We start from the raw sequence: 16,050 nt of genomic DNA, 5'->3' as shown, positions 1-16,050 counted from the left end.
GCCCAGCCGAATCCGGATGTGCGTCCGACCTCGGCCAATACCGGTCTGCCCAAGCCGAATGTGCTGACCGTTATCGGCGGCATCATCGCCATGGCCTTGGCCGCGGCGGGTTCCGGCGCGATCAGCTTCCAGAGCGCCTCGGCGGCACAGGCTCGTATCGATGCGGCGCGCGCCGAGTTCTTCGGGCCTCGCGCATGACCGGGCAGGGCCGCGGGTGGTGGCGCGGAATAATCACGCATGCCCCGCGTTCACGCGCCGACGGGCACAGCTCGAGGGGGGTGACGAAATGACCGAGAGCCGGACCCAGGGCCGCTCCTATCGCCGCGTCGCGGCCGCCGTCGACGCGGTCTGCGCGGTCGCCGCGGACTTCGACGCCACCGACCTCGACGAGGTCGTGCTGGCGATCTCGGCCGAACGCCGCCGCCCGATCGAGATCGCCAACGCCCAGCTCGGGCCCGGTGTCTGCGGTCAGCGGCGCAGCTATCCGGACAGGGACGTGATCGTGCTGGCCGAGGCGCTGCCGGGTCGCGAACACACGCTGGCCCACGAGCTCGGGCACATCATCTTCGACCACCCCGGCCAGGAGGCGCAGGAGGTGACGCTCGAGGCCAGCGACGACCTGATCGCCTACATGCTCAGCCAGCGCGCACATCAGCAGATCGTCGACGACGGCGAGGACGAGTTGGCCGAGTGGGAGGCCGAGACCTTCGCCAATATGCTCATGACCCGCCTGCGGGTCTTCGGTAACCGGGGCGCGGGCGTCTCGGTGCTCAGGTTCGACGAGGCTCTCGGATGACCGGGCTGAGGGGGACGACATGACATTCTGGCTGACAGCTCTGCTGGTCTGGATGGCCGCGGGCGCGCGGGTCGGGCGCGTGCTGGTGAAACCGGCGACCACCGCGCGCGTCGCGATCGTGGTCGCGGTCGCGGCGGTCGCGGCCGCCGCGACGTTCTCGATTCCCGAGGTGAGCCTGGCCTTGGACAACCTGCTGCCGCACGGCATTCACGGCGCCATGTTCGGCGATCGCATGGTCGCGGCCGCATGGCTGCTGTTCGCCGACGCCACCTCGGTGGTCGCCGCGGCGGCCTGGCCGGTGGTGTCGCGGCGGAATCTGCGCCAGATCGCGCTGGTGATCTACGCCATCGGCATCGCCGCCATCGTGGCGACGCTGCTGTGGTCGGTCCTGTTCGGCTGGGTCGTGACGCTGCTGGGCTGCGCGTTCATCGCGCTCACCGGTCTGCGCAATCTGGACTGGACCGCACTGGGCCGAGGTATCGCCCTCTACACCTTCGGCACCATCGGGGTCGGCGTGCTGTCGGTGCTGACCATCCGACGTCTGGCCCTCGGCGAACCGCCGGCCCGGCCGTCCCACGCGGGCTGGTTCTGGCCGGTCTGGCAGGTGGCGAGCCTGTTGATCGCGGTCGGCGCGGTGTGGATCGTGATCGAGCTGTGGGTGCGAGCGCGGGTGCTGCTGCGGCGGATTCGCGCGTTGCGCATGATCATGATCAAGCGCTTCCCGGAGGTGGTGGCGCACGATCAGACCGGGACCACCAGCCAGCTCAAGGCGTCCGACCACGTCGCGCAGATCATGGACGCGCTGTATATCCAGTCCGGCGGCGGGGTTGAGCTGGCGGCCGCCGGCACGCCGTCGACGTCCGCCGACGAGCGCGCCGAACGCGTCGCCCGGTGGGCGCACAACCCGCTCGGTGATGTCGTCATCGATGCGCGGTGGATCGCGCCGCCGCAGGGGCTGAGTCCTCGTGGCTGGGTACAGGCGATCGCCCGGGCCTTCGACGCCCTCGGCGGAACCCCGGCGGTATAGCGCCGCGCGCACCCTTATGTCCGGAAGGTCCGAATAGGACGCTCAACGTTCGCCGAACCGACCGGTTTGGCGTTGTAGATCACATTGTCGTTTCCCGCACGCCGACTCCGAGAACGGAGGTGGCGCATTGTCGGTTGTCCGCTATCGGCCGCGACGATATCCGGACATGACAAAAGCCCGAAGCACTCCGGGTCGTTATCTCGAACTCATACCGTCAAGAGCGCATGACTGAGACCGAAGCGACCCTTCGCTTCGGGTGCCCAAAAGCAACACAGTGCGAATCCGAGGCACCGCACTGTGTTGCCCTGGGGGACTTCCTATTCCGTGCCGTCCGGCGGGATCTCGGGTAGACCCTCACTCGCCCGAAGCTTCTCGGCCATCGAGGTCAGGAGGTTCTGCGATTCCTCCGACAGATCGAACGCCCTACTCGACAGACGACGGAGTCCATAGCCCTGCAGCTGGGACAACAGCTCGAGATCATGATCGATCTTGGCCGCGTAGATGTCGTTGAAGAAGTAGTCCGGTTTGACCTTGAAGAACTTCGCCAGCGCGGCCACCGTCTCGTCAGAGGGGTTTGTGCGCTGTCCTGACCGCAACTGTGAGAGATACGGTTTCGAGATCGGATGGCCGGAGGCCGTCAGCGCAGCCGCCACCTCGGCGTTGGTGTGCGGCTTACGCCCCGGGGGATGCACGGTTTCGAACAGCTTGTTCAGCCGCGCCGCGAAATCAGCCATTGTGAGCCGCCCAATTCCCTTCGCTGTACTAACAGTCGTTATCTCGGATACGTATCATTGATATTAGCGGCTGAGTAACTGAAAACCTACGCCTGATTCGGGATTTCCTTGAAGCTTCCAGGTACCCGGATCGCGAACCGGTGGTGGCCGGGTCGTTTGCGGGCCACCCCAACGGTTGTCGGGAACCGCTGGTAGAGACCGGTTCTTGCCTGTCGGAAGGGTCGTCGGAAACGACTCTTCAGTTGCCCTCGAATAGCTGACATCTCATGATCTTGTCTGTACTGGGGATTGTGTGGCGTACGCCACGTTTGGGGTATTCATGGGATGAACGTTCAACCTGGGCAGATAAGGCCACACTTTGTACCAGACCCCTTGATCTTGAATGGCACATGTACGCCAATGGCACAGTTACCCTATCCGCTCGATGATAGTGCCTGTGGCCAATGCGCCACCGCAGCACATGAGGACCATCGCGGTGCTCTTACCCGAGCGCTCGAGTTCATGCAGAGCCGTGGTGATCAGCCGAGATCCGGTGCTGCCGACCGGATGTCCGATCGCGATCGCGCCGCCGTTGACGTTCACCCGGTCCAGATCGGGCTTGTGCACCGACGCCCACGACAGCACCACCGAGGCGAAGGCCTCGTTGATCTCGAACAGGTCGATATCGCCCATGCTCATACCGGACTTGTCCAGCAGCCGCTGGCAAGCCTGTACGGGGCCATCCAGGTGGAATTCCGGCTCACCGCCGACCAGGCACTGCGTGACGATGCGGGCGCGCGGGCGCAAACCCCTGTGCCGCGCGACCTTTTCGTCCATCAGCAGCACCGCGGCGGCGCCGTCGGAGATCTGGGAGGAGGTTCCGGCGGTGTGCACGCCGCCCTCGAGCACCGGCTTCAGCTTGGCCAGGCCCTCCCGGTTGGTCTCACGCAGGCCCTGATCCCGGGTGACGTCCTTGGTCTCGCCGGTGCGGTTGCCCTCTTTGTCCACCTGGGGCGCTCCTGCGACGGTAAGCACCTCGCGGTCGAACCGGCCCTCGGCCCAGGCCTGTGCGGCGAGGCGCTGCGAGCGCTCGCCCCATTCGTCCACATCGTCACGGGTGATGCCGCGCCGCTTGGCGATTCGTTCGGCCGCCTCGAACTGGTTCGGCATGTCGATATCCCAGGACGCGGGGCGGCGCGGTCCGGCGTTCTCGCCGACGTTGGCGCCGAGGGGCACATGGCTCATCGACTCGATGCCGCACCCGAGGCCGATCTCGATGGCGTCGGTGGCGATGAGGCCGGCGACCAGGCCCACGGCCTGCTGTGCCGAGCCGCACTGATTATCGATCGTCACCGCGCCGCTGGTCCAGGGCAGCCCGGCGTGCAGCCACGCGGTGCGGGTGACGTTGTTGCCCTGCTCGCCGACCTGCATGACACAGCCGCCCACGACCTGCTCGACCAAGGCCGGGTCCACCTGGGCCTTGTCCAGGATGCCCTGCTGTGCCGCGCCTAGCAGTTCGGCCGCGTGCAGGCCTGCCAGCCAGCCGTTGCGCTTGCCGACCGGGGTGCGTGCGGCCTCGACGATGACCGGTGTTCCCATGATGTTCCTCCGGTAAAACTGAAACAAGTTCTGTGGATGCGGGCAGGAGCCGACAATGGCTTCTTTACTACTGATACCACCTATGCTGCAATGAAGGTAGAACACGTTTCAGTTAGCCGAATCAGTTAGCCGAAGGAGTCAGCTGGTGGTAGACGCAGTGACTGCACCGAACCTGCCCGAAGGGTTCGACGTGACCGACCCGGAGCTCTGGGCCCATCAGGTCCCGGCCGAGGAGCTCGCCGAGTTACGGCGCAGTGCGCCGATCTGGTGGAACCCGCAGTCACCCGATGTCAGCGGCTTCCATGACGACGGCTTCTGGGTGGTCAGCAAGCACGCCGATGTGAAGGAGGTGTCGCGGCGCAGCGATGTGTTCTCCAATTTCGAGAACACCGCGATCCCGCGCTTCAGCGACGACATCCCCCGCGACAAGATCGAGATGCAGCGGGTGATCCTGCTGAACCAGGACGCTCCGCAGCACACCCGGATGCGCAAGCTGATCTCCAAGGGCTTCACCCCGCGCGCGGTCAACAGCCTGCGCGACGAATTGTCTTCGCGGGCCAAGTCGATCGTGGAGGCCGCCGCGAAATCCGGTGCGGGCGACTTCGTCTCGCAGGTGGCCTGTGAGCTGCCGCTACAGGCGATCGCCGAACTGATCGGCGTGCCGCAGGACGACCGGATGAAGCTGTTCCAGTGGTCCAACGATATGACCGGGTACGACGATCCCGAGTCGACCGCCGATCCCGTGGCGGCGACGATGGAGGTCCTGGGCTACGCCTGGCAGATGTCCGAGGCACGCAAGGCCAATCCGGCGAACGATATCGTGACCGAGCTGGTCAATGCCGATATCGATGGCGAGGCGCTGACCTCGGAGGAGTTCGGCTTCTTCGTGATCCTGCTGTCGGTGGCCGGCAACGAGACCACGCGCAATGCCATCTCGCACGGCATGGTCGCGTTCCTGGAGAACCCGGACCAGTGGGAGCTCTACAAGCGGGAGCGGCCCGCCACCGCGGCCGACGAGATCATCCGGTGGGCCACCCCGGTGAGCTCGTTCCAGCGCACCGCGCTCGAGGACACCGAACTCGCCGGTGTGCAGATCAAGAAGGGCCAGCGCGTGGTGATGCTCTACCGCTCGGCCAACTTCGACGAGGAGGTGTTCGACAATCCGTTCGCCTTCGACATCACTCGGGACCCCAACCCGCACCTGGCCTTCGGTGGCACCGGCGCGCACTTCTGCATCGGCGCCAACCTGGCCCGCCTGGAGATCGACCTGATCTTCAACGCGATCGCCGACCACCTGCCCGACATCAGCCGCCTGGGTGACCCCACGCGGCTGCACTCGGGGTGGTTGAACGGGCTCAAGGAGTTCCCTGTGGCTTACACCCCGGGCGCACACTAGCTCCGGAGACGACGGAGGGCGGGTACCGGTTCGGTACCCGCCCTCTTTCGTGCCGATGCGTTACGCCGGATTCACGCCTGATCCGGCCGCATGGTCTTCACCGCCCGGTCGGTCTCCCAGAACGCGCGCAGCGCCGCGATCTTGCCCGCCGCGTCGACCCGGTAGGTGAACACGCCCTCGGCGTCGATCACCTGGCCGCCGATGCGGGTGCGGATGAGCCCGGTGAAGGCGATCTCGCTACCGCAGGCGAAGGAGTCGCCGAAGACGAACTCGATCGACTCCGTGGGCGCGATCGCCTTGTCCCAGAACGCCGAGATCGCCTCGCGGCCGCGATGTCCGGAGCCGTCGGGGGAGAACACCGAGGGCCCGATCGGATCCTCGACGATGCCGTCGGCGGCGAACAGGTCCAGCCACGCGGCCTTGTCCCGGGCGCGCACCGCGTCCTGTGAGGCCCGCCCGGCGATGCGCGCCGGGTGATCGGTGGTCGTGGTCATTACCCCACTCCGATCGGTTCGGCGATGTATTGCTCGGCGAAGCGGCGCAGTGAATCCTGTTTGGCGCTCAGCTCGGCATCGAAGCCCAGCCCGTCGAAGACCCACGGCACCACGATGCTGTCGGTGACCCCGGCCTCGGCCAGCTGCTGGTAACCCGAGCGGCCGAACCGGTCGATGCAGACCACCTGGATCTCGAACGGATCGGCGGAGCGCCCGTATTCGGTACGCAGCCTGGTGAGTTCGGCGATCGTCGAGACGATGTCGTCGTATTTCATCATGGCCGAGGTCCAGCCGTCGCCGACCTTGGCCGCCCGCCGCAGCGCGGGGCCGGTGTGCCCGCCGATGTAGAACGGCACCGGAACCGACGGCGCCGGGCTCATCTGCAGCTTGTCGAAATCGTAGAATTCACCGTGGAATTCGACCATACCGCCGCCCAGGACGAGCTTGATGACCTCGATCATCTCGTCGACCCGCGCGCCGCGGCGGGCGTAGGGCACCCCGCACCACTCGAATTCCTCGGGGGCCCAGCCGATGCCGACGCCGAAGCCGAACCGGTTGCCGCTCATGGCCGCGATCGATCCCACCTGCCTGGCAAGCAGCAGTGGATTGCGCGAACCGAGCTTCAACACGTTGGTGTAGAAGTGGATCCGGCTGGTGACCGCCGCCATCGAGGCGGCTCCGATCAGCGGATCCACCCACGGGGTGTCCGGTGTCCAGAAGCGGCTGCCGTCGGGGGTGTACGGGTACTTCTCGGACTGGGATTCCATGTAGAACAGCGAATCCGGCAGTGCGATACTCGAAAAGCCGCACTCCTCAGCCGTTTTCGCCAACGCGGGAAGTTGTTCGAGTGGGCTCAGGGCGATGCCGAGGGTGAACTTCATGGGCGCTCGCTCCCGACCACCCACATCGAGAAGTACTGCGACCCACCGCCGTACGCGTGGCCGAACGCCTTGCGGGCGTTGTCCACCTGGTAGTCGCCGGCCCGGCCCATCACCTGTTTGGCGGATTCGGCGAACCGGATCAGGCCCGACGCGCCGATCGGGTTGGAACTCAGCACGCCACCGGACGGATTGACCGGCAGCTTGCCGCCGATGCGGGTCTCCCCGGCGTCGGTCAGCTTCCAGCCCTCGCCCTCGGGCATGAAGCCCAGGTTCTCCAGCCACATCGGCTCGAACCAGGAGAAGGGTACGTAGATCTCGGCGGCGTCGATCTCCTCGAGCGGGTTGGTGATCCCGGCCTGCTTCCACAGCGCGGCCGAAGCATCCCGACCGGCCTGCGGGCTCACCTGATCGCGGCCGGTGTAGGCCAGCGGTTCGGTGCGCATGGCCGTGCCGTGCACCCACGCCACCTTCTTACCCGACGACTCGACCGCCCGCGCGGAGGATTCGTCGCCCAGCACGATCGCGCACGCGCCGTCCGAGGATGGGCAGGTCTCGTCGAGTCGGATGGGGTCCCAGAGCATCTGGGAGCCCAGCACCTTCTCCATGGTGATATCGGCCTGCTGCAGATGGGCCAGCGGATTGCGAGATCCGTTGAGCCGGTCCTTCACCGCGACCGTCGCGCCGATATGCAGTGGTGCGTTGGCGCGCCGAATGTACGAGCGCACATGCGGTGCGAAGTATCCGCCCGCGCCCGCGCCGACCGGCTTGGTGAACGGGACCGGATTCGACAGTGCCCACATGGCATTGGATTCGGACTGCTTCTCCCACGCGACCGCGAGGACCTTGCCGTGCACTCCGGCCTGCACGTGGCTGGTCGCCACGATGCCGGTCGAGCCACCGACCGAGCCCGCGGTATGCACGCGCAGGAGCGGCTTTCCGGTGGCGCCCAGGGCATCTGCCATGAACAGCTCGGGCATCATGGAGCCCTCGAACAGGTCCGGCGCCTTGCCGACGACGACCGCGTCGATGTCGGCCATCGTGAGTTCCGCGTCGTCGAGCGCGCGATCGATGGCCTCACGCACCATGCCCGGCATCGACACGTCGGAGCGTTTCGTCACATGATGGGTTTGTCCGGTGCCGAGCACCGCTGCGAGGTTTGTCATTTCGCCTCCAGAACAGCCACAAGGTTCTGCTGCAACGCCGGGCCGCTCGACGCGTGCGCCAGGGCCCGCTCGGCGGTGCCGTTCATGATCTCGGTGGCCGCGAAGCCGATTCGCTCGAGGCCCGCGGCGAACATCGGATTCCCGGACAGCGCGCCGCCGGACGGGTTGATGCGGGTCTTGCCGTTCAAGCCGATGGCCTGCTTCAGGATCAGCTCCTCGTGCGTGAACTGCGCGTGCAGTTCGGCGAGATCGAATCCGCCTGCATCCCCGCCGGTTGCGGCCTTGGCGGCCGCGGCGGTCGAGGGGGAGGAGGCCAGATCGCGGGCACCCAGCATTGGGGTATCGATCCGGTGCGCGATGCCGGTCAGCCAGGCCGGGCGCTCGCACAGCTCGCGCGCACGGTCACCGGCGGCCAGCACGATCGCGGCCGCGCCGTCGGTGATCGGCGCGATGTCGTGCTCGCGGAAAGGATTCGCCACATACGGTGCGGCCAAACGCTTCTCGGTCTCGGCGTCGTCGGCCGAGCCGACCGCGGCCATATCCCGTTCGGTCCAGCGTCCGCTGTCCAGTCCGGCGCGGGCGGCCAGCCCGGCGATCGAGACCGCGTCCGGCCACAGCGGCGCGACCACGTACGGATCGGTCTGCAGGGTCAGCACCTGCCGCAGCGTTCCGGCCGAGGCCTTGCCGAAGCCGTATACCAGCGCCGTCTTCGCCTGCCCGGAGCGCAGTTTCACCCACGCCTCGTACAGCGCCCAGGCCGCGTCCATCTCCACATGCGATTCGTTGATCGGCGGCACGGCGCCGATGGAGTCGATCGCCGAGATGAACGAGAAGGCGCGTCCGGCCAGGTAATCCGAGGATCCCGAGCACCAGAAGTCGATATCGGACACCTTGATGCCCAGCTTGTCGTACAGCGTGTGGAAGCAGGGCGCGAGCATTTCGACACCGTTGGTGGTGCCGTAGGTTTCCCGCACGTGCGGCGCGTGGGCGAAACCCACGACCGCGATGTCGTTTACGTTGTCGCGCCCACCCGTCACCCGGCCGCCACCCCCCATGGAATCGCTTCGCGATGCTGTGTTCATATGTTCAGCGCCTCTCACAGATGCTGCTGGAAGGTCTCGTACGGGGCATCGGGCTCGCCGCTGGGTTCGAAGTGGGACACGTTGTCCAGCCCGTTGTACGTCCACTCCTCGCGGGGTTTCCACGCGGCCTTGACCCGCATGCCCATGCGCACCTCGCTGGGGTCGATGCCCAGAACCAGATGCAGGAACGGGATGTCCGAGCCGTCCAGCAGCACGTACGCGGCCACGTAGGGCGGCTTGATGCGCTGGCCCTGGAACGGGACGTTGACCACGCAGTAGGTGGTGACGATCCCGGTGTCGACCAGGTCGACGTAATCCTCGGTGGGCTCGCCGGTGCGCGGATCGGCGCCGCGGGGCGGGAAGTACACCTTGCCGTCGCCCGCGCGGGCGCCCACCAGGCGGCCCTCGGCGATTCCCTTCAGGAACACCGTCTCCTGCGGTGACGCGGTGTGTTTGTAGCTCAGGTCGATCGGGGTGACGATGCCGGTGATCGGTTCGGCGTCGCCGCCGGACGCACTCGCCGGCGCGGAGGTTTCGCCCGGCTCGAAGGCCGCGACGTCGTGGATGCTTCCGGTCCGCTCGCCCGCCCAGCGCGCCCGTACCCGCAAACCCGTGTGGATCTGCTCGGGCGAAGCGACGTCGACCGCGTGCAGCAGGCTGGTATCCGCGCCGTCGAGCTGGATCAGCGCCCAGGCGAACGGGCGGTCGAAGGGCTGTCCGGGCAGTGGCTCGGCCACCCAGCTCCAGCTTCGTACCGTGCCCACATCGGCCACGTCGATGAAGTCGGTCAGCGCCTCGGCGGTGACGGGATCGAATTCGGCCGGGGGCACGATCACCCGGCCATCGGACCCGCGGACGCCGACGATGCGGCCCTCGCGTAATCCGGTCAGGAATCGGCCGATGGTCGGGCCGACCGATCGGGTGTAGTCGAATGTCATCCGCAGCTCTGCGGCGAGCACTTCGGGAGCCGGTTCCGATTCCGGACCGCTTCCCTTCGCGATTGTGCCGGTCATGGTGTTCCCTTGGGTCACAATATCGAGTAGAACAGGTTCTTATTCTGGTGGCAAGAGTAGCGGTTCGCGGGCCAATCTCCGCAGACTGGCGGTCGTCGGATCGTCGGAAGTGGTGGATGAGCCCGCTGAGCGGGCGGAAAAATGCGGCGCGCGGGCCGCGGACGAAAGGAACATGATGCGGTTCGGATTGCAGCTCGGATACTGGGGCGCGCAGCCGCCTGTCAACGCGCAGGAACTCGTGGTCGCCGCGGAGGAGACCGGGTTCGACGCGGTATTCACCGCCGAGTCCTGGGGTTCGGATGCGTTCACGCCGCTGGCCTGGTACGGGTCGCGGACGCAGCGGGTGCGGCTGGGCACATCGGTGGTGCAGCTGTCCGCACGCACGCCCACCGCGACCGCGATGGCGGCGCTGACGCTGGATCATCTCAGCGGCGGGCGGCACATCCTGGGACTGGGAGTTTCCGGGCCGCAGGTGGTGGAGGGCTGGTACGGGCAGGCGTTCGGCAAGCCGCTGGCCCGCACCCGCGAGTACGTCGGGGTGATTCGGCAGGTGCTGGCCAGGGAGGCGAAGGTGGCCAGCCCCGGACCGCACTATCCGCTGCCCTACCAGGGCGAGGGCGCGACCGGTCTGGGCAAGCCACTCAAGCCGATCACCCATCCGCTGCGCGCGGATCTGCCGATCTGGCTGGGCGCCGAGGGGCCCAAGAATGTGTCGCTGACCGCGGAGATCGCCGACGGCTGGCTGGCCATCTACTACACGCCGCGGCTGGCCGATATGTACAACGCCTGGCTGGACGAGGGATTCGCCCGTGCGGGCGCGCGGCGATCGCGCGCGGACTTCGAGATCGCCGCGACCGCCCAGGTGGTCCTCACCGACGACGTATCCGGCGAACTCGATCGGATGCGGCCCTTCATGGCGCTGTACATCGGCGGTATGGGCGCCGAGGATGTGAACTTCCACGCCGAGGTGTACCGGCGCATGGGGTACGGCCAGGAGGTCGAGGAAATCACGCGCCTGTTCCGCACCGGCCGCAAGGATGAGGCCGCGGCTGTTGTGCCGGATCAGATGATCCTGGATACCACCATCATCGGTGATGAGGCGCATGTGCGTGAGCAGCTCGCGGTGTGGGAGAAAGCGGGCGTGACCATGCTGTTGGTCGGTGTGCGGGACGTGCAGCAGATGCGTAGGTTGGCGCCGCTGATTCAGGGGTAGTTTGGACGGTGAACGCGAGGTTCACGCCGGGGTATGAGTCGTACCCGCCCGGAAGCCGGGCGGGCGACGCGCCGCCGGTCCACTGCTCTCCCGTCGACTGAACGTATTTAGTGAACCCCGTAAATCAGTACTTGTCAGCCGTAGGAACACGTTCTATTTTTGTCGTGTGACCCACAACATTGCGGACCTAGTCGAACATGCCATCGACCTCGTGCCGGAGCGCGTAGCGCTGGCCGACGACACCCGCTCGGTGACTTACGCCGAGCTGGAGGATCGGGCCAATCGCCTGGCGCACTATTTGCAGGCACAGGGTGTCAAGCCGGGCGACAAGGTCGGCATCTACTCGCGCAACACGATCGAGGCCGTGGAGGCCATGGTCGCGGTGTTCAAGGCGCGGGCGGTGATGGTCAATGTGAACTTCCGCTATGTCGAGAACGAGCTGCAGTACATCTTCGACAACTCGGATTTGGTCGCACTCATCCACGAGCGTCGCTACACCGGCAAGGTGGCCGGCGTGCGGCCGAATACCCCGTTGCTGAAGACGGTCATCGTGGTGGACGACGGCACCGATGCGCCGACCGCCGAGGGCACGGTGGAATACGAAGCGGCGCTGGCGGCTTCGTCCGGCGAGCGGAATTTCGGTGATCGCTCGACCGACGACATCTTCATGATCTACACCGGCGGTACCACCGGCATGCCCAAGGGCGTGATGTGGCGTCAGGAGGACTGGTGGCGGGTGCTCGGCGGCGGCATCAACTTCGTCACCGGCGAATACGTCGAGGATGAATGGGAGCAGGCCAAGATCGGCGCGGGCAGTCCGCAGATGGTGCGCTTCCCGATCCCGCCGCTGATCCACGGTGGTTCGCAGGCCGCGGTGTTCCACAGCCTGTTCGGCGGCGGTAAGGCGATCATGCTGCCGGAGTTCACCGGGCACGGTGTGTGGCAGACGATCGATCAATTCGACGTCAACCTCATCTTCATCACCGGCGACGCCATGGCGCGGCCGATGCTGGACGCGCTGGAGGCCGGGCACCCGGAAACCGGTGAGCCCTACAAGCATTCGGTGCTGTGGGCGATGGCCAGCAGTGCGGCGCTGTTCTCCCCGGCGCTCAAGGACAAGTTCATGGAGCATCTGCCCTCGACGATGATCACCGATTCGATCGGGTCGTCGGAGACCGGATTCGGCGGGCTGTCCGTCGCGGCCAAGGGCGCCAACCACACCGGCGGCCCCCGGGTCAAGATCGACACCGCCACCGAGGTTCTGGGCGAGGACGGCAACCCGGTCGAGCCCGGATCCGGCGAGGTCGGCATTCTCGCGCGCAAGGGACATATCCCGCTGGGCTACTACAACGACCCGGTCAAGACCGCCGCGACGTTCAAGGAGATCAACGGCACTCGCTACTCCATCCCGGGCGATTTCGCGCGGGTGGAGGAGGACGGCAGTGTCACGATGCTCGGCCGCGGTTCGGTCAGCATCAACTCCGGCGGCGAGAAGATCTATCCGGAGGAGGTCGAGGGCGCGCTCAAGTGTCACCCGGAGGTCTTCGACGCGTTGGTGATCGGCGTCGCCGACGAGCGCTGGGGTCAGCGGGTGGCGGCGGTGGTGCAGTGTCGCGGCGCGGTGCGGCCGACGCTCGATGACCTGCGTCCGGTGCTGTCCCAGGAGATCTCGCCCTACAAGCTGCCGCGCAGCCTGTGGTTCGTGGACGAGATCAAGCGTTCGCCCGCGGGCAAGCCCGACTACAAGTGGGCGCACGCGCACGCCGAGTCGCGTCCGGCCGACGAGGAAGCGCACGCGCCGACCACCAAGTGACGGATGATTTTTCGGGTTGCTGCGCCGGCATCCCGAGTTGCTCGAGCGGGTCGTCGCCTCGGCATGCTGCTGGTTGTGGTCTTCGGCCTCGGATTCATCGGCGGAGGAATGGATCCGATCGGAAATCCTATTGGTGTGACCTTCCGGCTCGGACCACGATGGGTGCATGCAGCAACGCAAACTTGGTGGTCTGACCGTTTCCGCGATCGGCTTGGGATGTATGGGGTTCTCCCAGGGCTATGGTTCTGTCGACGATGACGAGTCCATCGCCGCCATTCGTACGGCGATCGGTTCGGGCATCACGCTTTTCGATACGGCGCAGAGCTACGGCGGCGGGCACAACGAGCGGCTGCTCGCGCGGGCGTTGCGTGACGCGGACGAGAGTGTCCGCGTGGCGACGAAGTTCGGCATCGTGCGCACCGATGCCGGTGTGGGCCTTGACGCGAAGCCCGAGCGGGTGCGCGAGTTCTGCGATGCCTCGCTGGCTCGGCTCGAGCGGGATGTGATCGACCTGTACTACCTGCATCGTGTCGATCCGGAGGTGCCGATCGCCGAAACCGTCGGTGCCATGGCCGAATTGGTGCGCGCGGGCAAGGTGCGGCAGATCGGGATCTCCGAGGCGACGCCGGAGCAGATCGCGCAGGCGGCCGCGGTGCATCCCATCGCTGCGGTGCAGTTCGAATGGTCGATGCTGTGGCGTGAGCCGGAGGGCGATATCGTGCCCGCCGCCCGCGAACTCGGTATCGCCCTGGTGCCCTACAGCCCGCTCGGACGCGGACTGCTCACCGCGACATTGGATTCCGATACCGTCGCGAGCAGTGATTTTCGCCGGAACGATCCTCGATTCACCGGTGACAACCTGGCGAGCAATCTGGCGCAGGTCACCGCGCTGCGTGAGTTCGCTGGGCGGCTGGGTATTTCGGCCGGACAGTTGGCGCTGGCCTGGCTGCTGGCGCAGGGACCGGACGTCGTGCCGATTCCCGGCAGTCGCCGGGCCGGGCGGATCGTGGAGAACGCGGCGGCCGCGGCGGTCGAGTTGAGCGCCGATGATCTCGCCGAGTTGGAGAAGATCGTGCGTGCCGAGGCGTGGGCGGGTGACCGGCAATCGTTCGCCGCGCACGGGACGGCTCGGTCGGGTTCCTAGCGGGGCGGACCTCACGTCGCGGAAGTGGCGTATGTCACGTTTGAGTCGCGGATGCCCCGATTTCGGGGGTGTCTACTTGTCGGTGCCCTGTGTCACAGTGTGGGCATGAATCAACGAATCAGATACGCGGCAGAGCGCTGACGGGAGCCGATATGAGTGAGTCGCGTTCCATAGACGAGGTGCTGCAGCAGTTCGAGGGGTACCGGCGGGAGCTGTGCGCTTACGCCTACCGCATGTTGGGATCGTCGTTCGAGGCCGAGGACGCCGTGCAGGAGGCGTTCACCCGGGCGTGGAAGGCGTACGACTCGTTCGAGGGCCGGGCCAGCCTGCGTTCCTGGCTCTACAAGATCACCACCAACGTCTGCCTGGACATGCTCGACGGCCCGCAGCGCCGGGCCCGCCCGATGGACCTGTCCGGCCCGTCCCGTCCAGACAGCCCGATCCCCCCGCCGGAACCCGACTACGTGTGGGTCGAGCCGATCCCCAACGGCCTGGCCTTCGGCGCCGACCCCGCCGAGCACGCCACCGCGAAAGATTCGCTGCGCCTGGCGTTCGTGGCCGCGGTGCAGCATCTTCCGGCCAGTCAGCGGGCGATCCTGATCATGCGCGAGGTGCTGCGCTTCTCCGCCAGCGAGACAGCCGACATGCTCACCATGTCCCCGGCCTCGGTCAACAGCGCCCTGCAGCGCGCCCGAGCGACGATGTCCAAGGTGCAGCCCGGTGAGGGCGGCTACGACGAGTCCGACGCCGAACAGCGCAAACTCGTCGACGGCTTCGTGAAGGCCTTCGAGGCATACGACATGGACGCCCTGACCGCCCTGCTCAAACACGACGTCACGTTCTCGATGCCGCCACTGCCACTCTGGGTCCGCGGCCCCGCCGACGTCGCCGCCTTCATGACCAGCCCCGGCCCCTCCGCCTGCCGCGGTTCCCACCTGATCCCCCTCGAGGGCGCCAACGGCCTGCCCGCCTTCGGTCAGTACAAGCCCAGCGAGCAGCCCGATGTGTTCACGCCGTGGGCAGTGGTCGTGCTCGAATTCGAGGGCAGCACTATCAGCGGGCTGAATTTCTTCCTCGACACCGAACGCCTGTTCCCCCTGTTCGGCCTGCCACCGGAGCTGCGGGTTTAGTCACACGTCGAGACTCGTTGGACTGTCGCCGAATCTGCCTGGAGTGAAGAGCTCGGCGCGGGCTACGCATCGCGCCGAGCTGCTGAGGGTGGACAGTCGGCAGGATTGCCGCAATGATCGCCCGATACGGTTTTCGATTGCGGGGGTTCATCGATGTTGTCGGGAAAGTCCTTACTGGCCATAGTGATTGCGTGCGCTGGGTTGCTCATGGTCATCGCGGCCGGGACCGCGCACGCGGCGGGCAGTTTGTACGCAGCCATCGCCGTGGGGAGTGACCAGGTCGGCGAGGCGACCGACTATCCGACCCAGATCGCAGCAGACGAGGCTGCTCTGCGAGCGTGCGATCACGGGGACCCGTTCCTCTGTCGCATCAAGGCGCGGGTGCAAAACGCGTGTGCGTCGGTTGTTGAGCGCGACGCACGGAAGCTGTTGACTACCGGGCCCGTTTACTTTGTCGGGGCCGGTGTCACGGCTGTTGCTGCGGAACGTGAGGCGAAACTGTTCGAGTCCATGAGCCCGCCGGTCACCCCGGTAACGAAGCCGGCGTTCGTCTTGGACACCATCTGCACCTCGAATGCCCGATGAG

General features: G+C 66.6%; 15 protein-coding genes and 1 pseudogene. 9 read left to right on the top strand and 7 right to left on the bottom strand.

What is annotated here, in order from left to right; all coding sequences use genetic code 11:
* The 3 genes and pseudogenes from JZ791_RS27690 to JZ791_RS27680 form a co-directional block, all read left to right on the top strand.
* Positions 1-198 (top strand): annotated as a pseudogene (locus JZ791_RS27690) (hypothetical protein); the annotation flags it as partial.
* 88 nt (positions 199-286) lie between these two features.
* Positions 287-796, top strand: a complete 510-nt coding sequence (locus JZ791_RS27685; protein ID WP_216898219.1) for an ImmA/IrrE family metallo-endopeptidase — start codon at positions 287-289, stop codon at positions 794-796.
* 19 nt (positions 797-815) lie between these two features.
* Positions 816-1,823, top strand: coding sequence for a hypothetical protein (locus JZ791_RS27680; protein WP_216898217.1), 1,008 nt, complete (start codon positions 816-818; stop codon positions 1,821-1,823).
* A 317-nt stretch (positions 1,824-2,140) separates the two neighbouring features.
* On the opposite strand, the gene JZ791_RS27675 is transcribed toward JZ791_RS27680, so the two are convergent.
* Together JZ791_RS27675 and JZ791_RS27670 are read right to left on the bottom strand one after the other, a co-directional pair.
* Positions 2,141-2,557, bottom strand: coding sequence for a helix-turn-helix domain-containing protein (locus JZ791_RS27675; RefSeq protein WP_011207048.1), 417 nt, complete (start codon positions 2,555-2,557; stop codon positions 2,141-2,143).
* Positions 2,558-2,965: 408 nt separating this feature from the next.
* The gene (locus tag JZ791_RS27670) at positions 2,966-4,135 is read right to left on the bottom strand and encodes a steroid 3-ketoacyl-CoA thiolase (protein WP_216898215.1); all 1,170 of its coding nucleotides are present in this window, start codon (positions 4,133-4,135) and stop codon (positions 2,966-2,968) included.
* A gap of 157 nt (positions 4,136-4,292) precedes the next feature.
* Between JZ791_RS27670 and JZ791_RS27665 the strand changes: the two genes are divergently transcribed.
* Complete coding sequence (locus JZ791_RS27665) at positions 4,293-5,531, top strand: cytochrome P450 (RefSeq protein WP_216898228.1); 1,239 nt, start codon at positions 4,293-4,295, stop codon at positions 5,529-5,531.
* Positions 5,532-5,602: 71 nt separating this feature from the next.
* Here the strand turns inward: JZ791_RS27665 and JZ791_RS27660 are convergent, their stop codons facing one another.
* Genes JZ791_RS27660 through JZ791_RS27640 form a run of 5 tightly spaced genes read right to left on the bottom strand, consistent with a single transcriptional unit; the run spans position 5,603 to position 10,164 of the window.
* The gene (locus JZ791_RS27660; protein WP_216898213.1) at positions 5,603-6,025 is read right to left on the bottom strand and encodes a nuclear transport factor 2 family protein; all 423 of its coding nucleotides are present in this window, start codon (positions 6,023-6,025) and stop codon (positions 5,603-5,605) included.
* On the bottom strand, positions 6,025-6,906 hold the full coding sequence (locus JZ791_RS27655) for a TIGR03619 family F420-dependent LLM class oxidoreductase (protein ID WP_216898211.1): 882 nt from the start codon (positions 6,904-6,906) through the stop codon (positions 6,025-6,027). The genes JZ791_RS27660 and JZ791_RS27655 overlap by 1 nt, the downstream gene beginning before the upstream one ends.
* The gene (locus JZ791_RS27650; protein ID WP_216898209.1) at positions 6,903-8,069 is read right to left on the bottom strand and encodes a thiolase family protein; all 1,167 of its coding nucleotides are present in this window, start codon (positions 8,067-8,069) and stop codon (positions 6,903-6,905) included. Before JZ791_RS27650 ends, JZ791_RS27655 begins: the two co-directional genes overlap by 4 nt.
* A complete protein-coding gene (locus tag JZ791_RS27645) occupies positions 8,066-9,124 on the bottom strand; it encodes a thiolase family protein (protein WP_216898226.1) in 1,059 nt (352 codons plus the stop codon). Before JZ791_RS27645 ends, JZ791_RS27650 begins: the two co-directional genes overlap by 4 nt.
* A 41-nt stretch (positions 9,125-9,165) precedes the next feature.
* Positions 9,166-10,164 (bottom strand): Zn-ribbon domain-containing OB-fold protein, encoded by a 999-nt coding sequence (locus JZ791_RS27640; protein ID WP_216898207.1) that lies wholly within the window; start codon positions 10,162-10,164, stop codon positions 9,166-9,168.
* A 175-nt stretch (positions 10,165-10,339) separates the two neighbouring features.
* On the opposite strand from JZ791_RS27640, the gene JZ791_RS27635 reads away from it, so the two are divergent.
* From JZ791_RS27635 to JZ791_RS27615, 5 genes are all read left to right on the top strand, one after another.
* Positions 10,340-11,377, top strand: coding sequence for an LLM class F420-dependent oxidoreductase (locus JZ791_RS27635; protein ID WP_216898225.1), 1,038 nt, complete (start codon positions 10,340-10,342; stop codon positions 11,375-11,377).
* 166 nt (positions 11,378-11,543) lie between these two features.
* Entirely contained in the window at positions 11,544-13,190 is a 1,647-nt protein-coding gene (locus JZ791_RS27630) for an acyl-CoA synthetase (RefSeq protein WP_216898205.1), read from the top strand.
* A 166-nt stretch (positions 13,191-13,356) separates the two neighbouring features.
* Positions 13,357-14,334 (top strand): aldo/keto reductase, encoded by a 978-nt coding sequence (locus JZ791_RS27625; protein ID WP_216898204.1) that lies wholly within the window; start codon positions 13,357-13,359, stop codon positions 14,332-14,334.
* 152 nt (positions 14,335-14,486) lie between these two features.
* Positions 14,487-15,464 carry a sigma-70 family RNA polymerase sigma factor gene (locus JZ791_RS27620; RefSeq protein ID WP_216898203.1) on the top strand — a complete coding sequence of 326 codons (978 nt, stop codon included), beginning with the start codon at positions 14,487-14,489 and terminating at the stop codon, positions 15,462-15,464.
* A gap of 207 nt (positions 15,465-15,671) precedes the next feature.
* Positions 15,672-16,049, top strand: coding sequence for a DUF4189 domain-containing protein (locus JZ791_RS27615; protein WP_216898201.1), 378 nt, complete (start codon positions 15,672-15,674; stop codon positions 16,047-16,049).
* Position 16,050: the final 1 nt, after the last annotated feature.

It is taken from the genome of Nocardia alni (assembly GCF_019038435.1).
In the GTDB taxonomy this organism is placed as follows: Bacteria; Actinomycetota; Actinomycetes; order Mycobacteriales; family Mycobacteriaceae; genus Nocardia; species Nocardia alni.
The sequence above is the reverse complement of the archived record's forward strand: the minus strand, read 5'-3'. Positions and strand labels throughout refer to the sequence as shown.

Excerpts from the sequence above, each read along its gene's own strand:
- JZ791_RS27685 (WP_216898219.1), top strand. The coding sequence starts at position 287 with ATGACCGAGAGCCGGACCCAGGGCCGCTCCTATCGCCGCGTCGCGGCC.
- JZ791_RS27680 (WP_216898217.1), top strand. The coding sequence starts at position 816 with ATGACATTCTGGCTGACAGCTCTGCTGGTCTGGATGGCCGCGGGCGCG.
- JZ791_RS27675 (WP_011207048.1), bottom strand. The coding sequence starts at position 2,557 with ATGGCTGATTTCGCGGCGCGGCTGAACAAGCTGTTCGAAACCGTGCAT.
- JZ791_RS27670 (WP_216898215.1), bottom strand. The coding sequence starts at position 4,135 with ATGGGAACACCGGTCATCGTCGAGGCCGCACGCACCCCGGTCGGCAAG.
- JZ791_RS27660 (WP_216898213.1), bottom strand. The coding sequence starts at position 6,025 with ATGACCACGACCACCGATCACCCGGCGCGCATCGCCGGGCGGGCCTCA.
- JZ791_RS27655 (WP_216898211.1), bottom strand. The coding sequence starts at position 6,906 with ATGAAGTTCACCCTCGGCATCGCCCTGAGCCCACTCGAACAACTTCCC.
- JZ791_RS27650 (WP_216898209.1), bottom strand. The coding sequence starts at position 8,069 with ATGACAAACCTCGCAGCGGTGCTCGGCACCGGACAAACCCATCATGTG.
- JZ791_RS27645 (WP_216898226.1), bottom strand. The coding sequence starts at position 9,124 with ATGGGGGGTGGCGGCCGGGTGACGGGTGGGCGCGACAACGTAAACGAC.
- JZ791_RS27640 (WP_216898207.1), bottom strand. The coding sequence starts at position 10,164 with ATGACCGGCACAATCGCGAAGGGAAGCGGTCCGGAATCGGAACCGGCT.
- JZ791_RS27635 (WP_216898225.1), top strand. The coding sequence starts at position 10,340 with ATGCGGTTCGGATTGCAGCTCGGATACTGGGGCGCGCAGCCGCCTGTC.
- JZ791_RS27625 (WP_216898204.1), top strand. The coding sequence starts at position 13,357 with ATGCAGCAACGCAAACTTGGTGGTCTGACCGTTTCCGCGATCGGCTTG.
- JZ791_RS27620 (WP_216898203.1), top strand. The coding sequence starts at position 14,487 with ATGAGTGAGTCGCGTTCCATAGACGAGGTGCTGCAGCAGTTCGAGGGG.
- JZ791_RS27615 (WP_216898201.1), top strand. The coding sequence starts at position 15,672 with ATGGTCATCGCGGCCGGGACCGCGCACGCGGCGGGCAGTTTGTACGCA.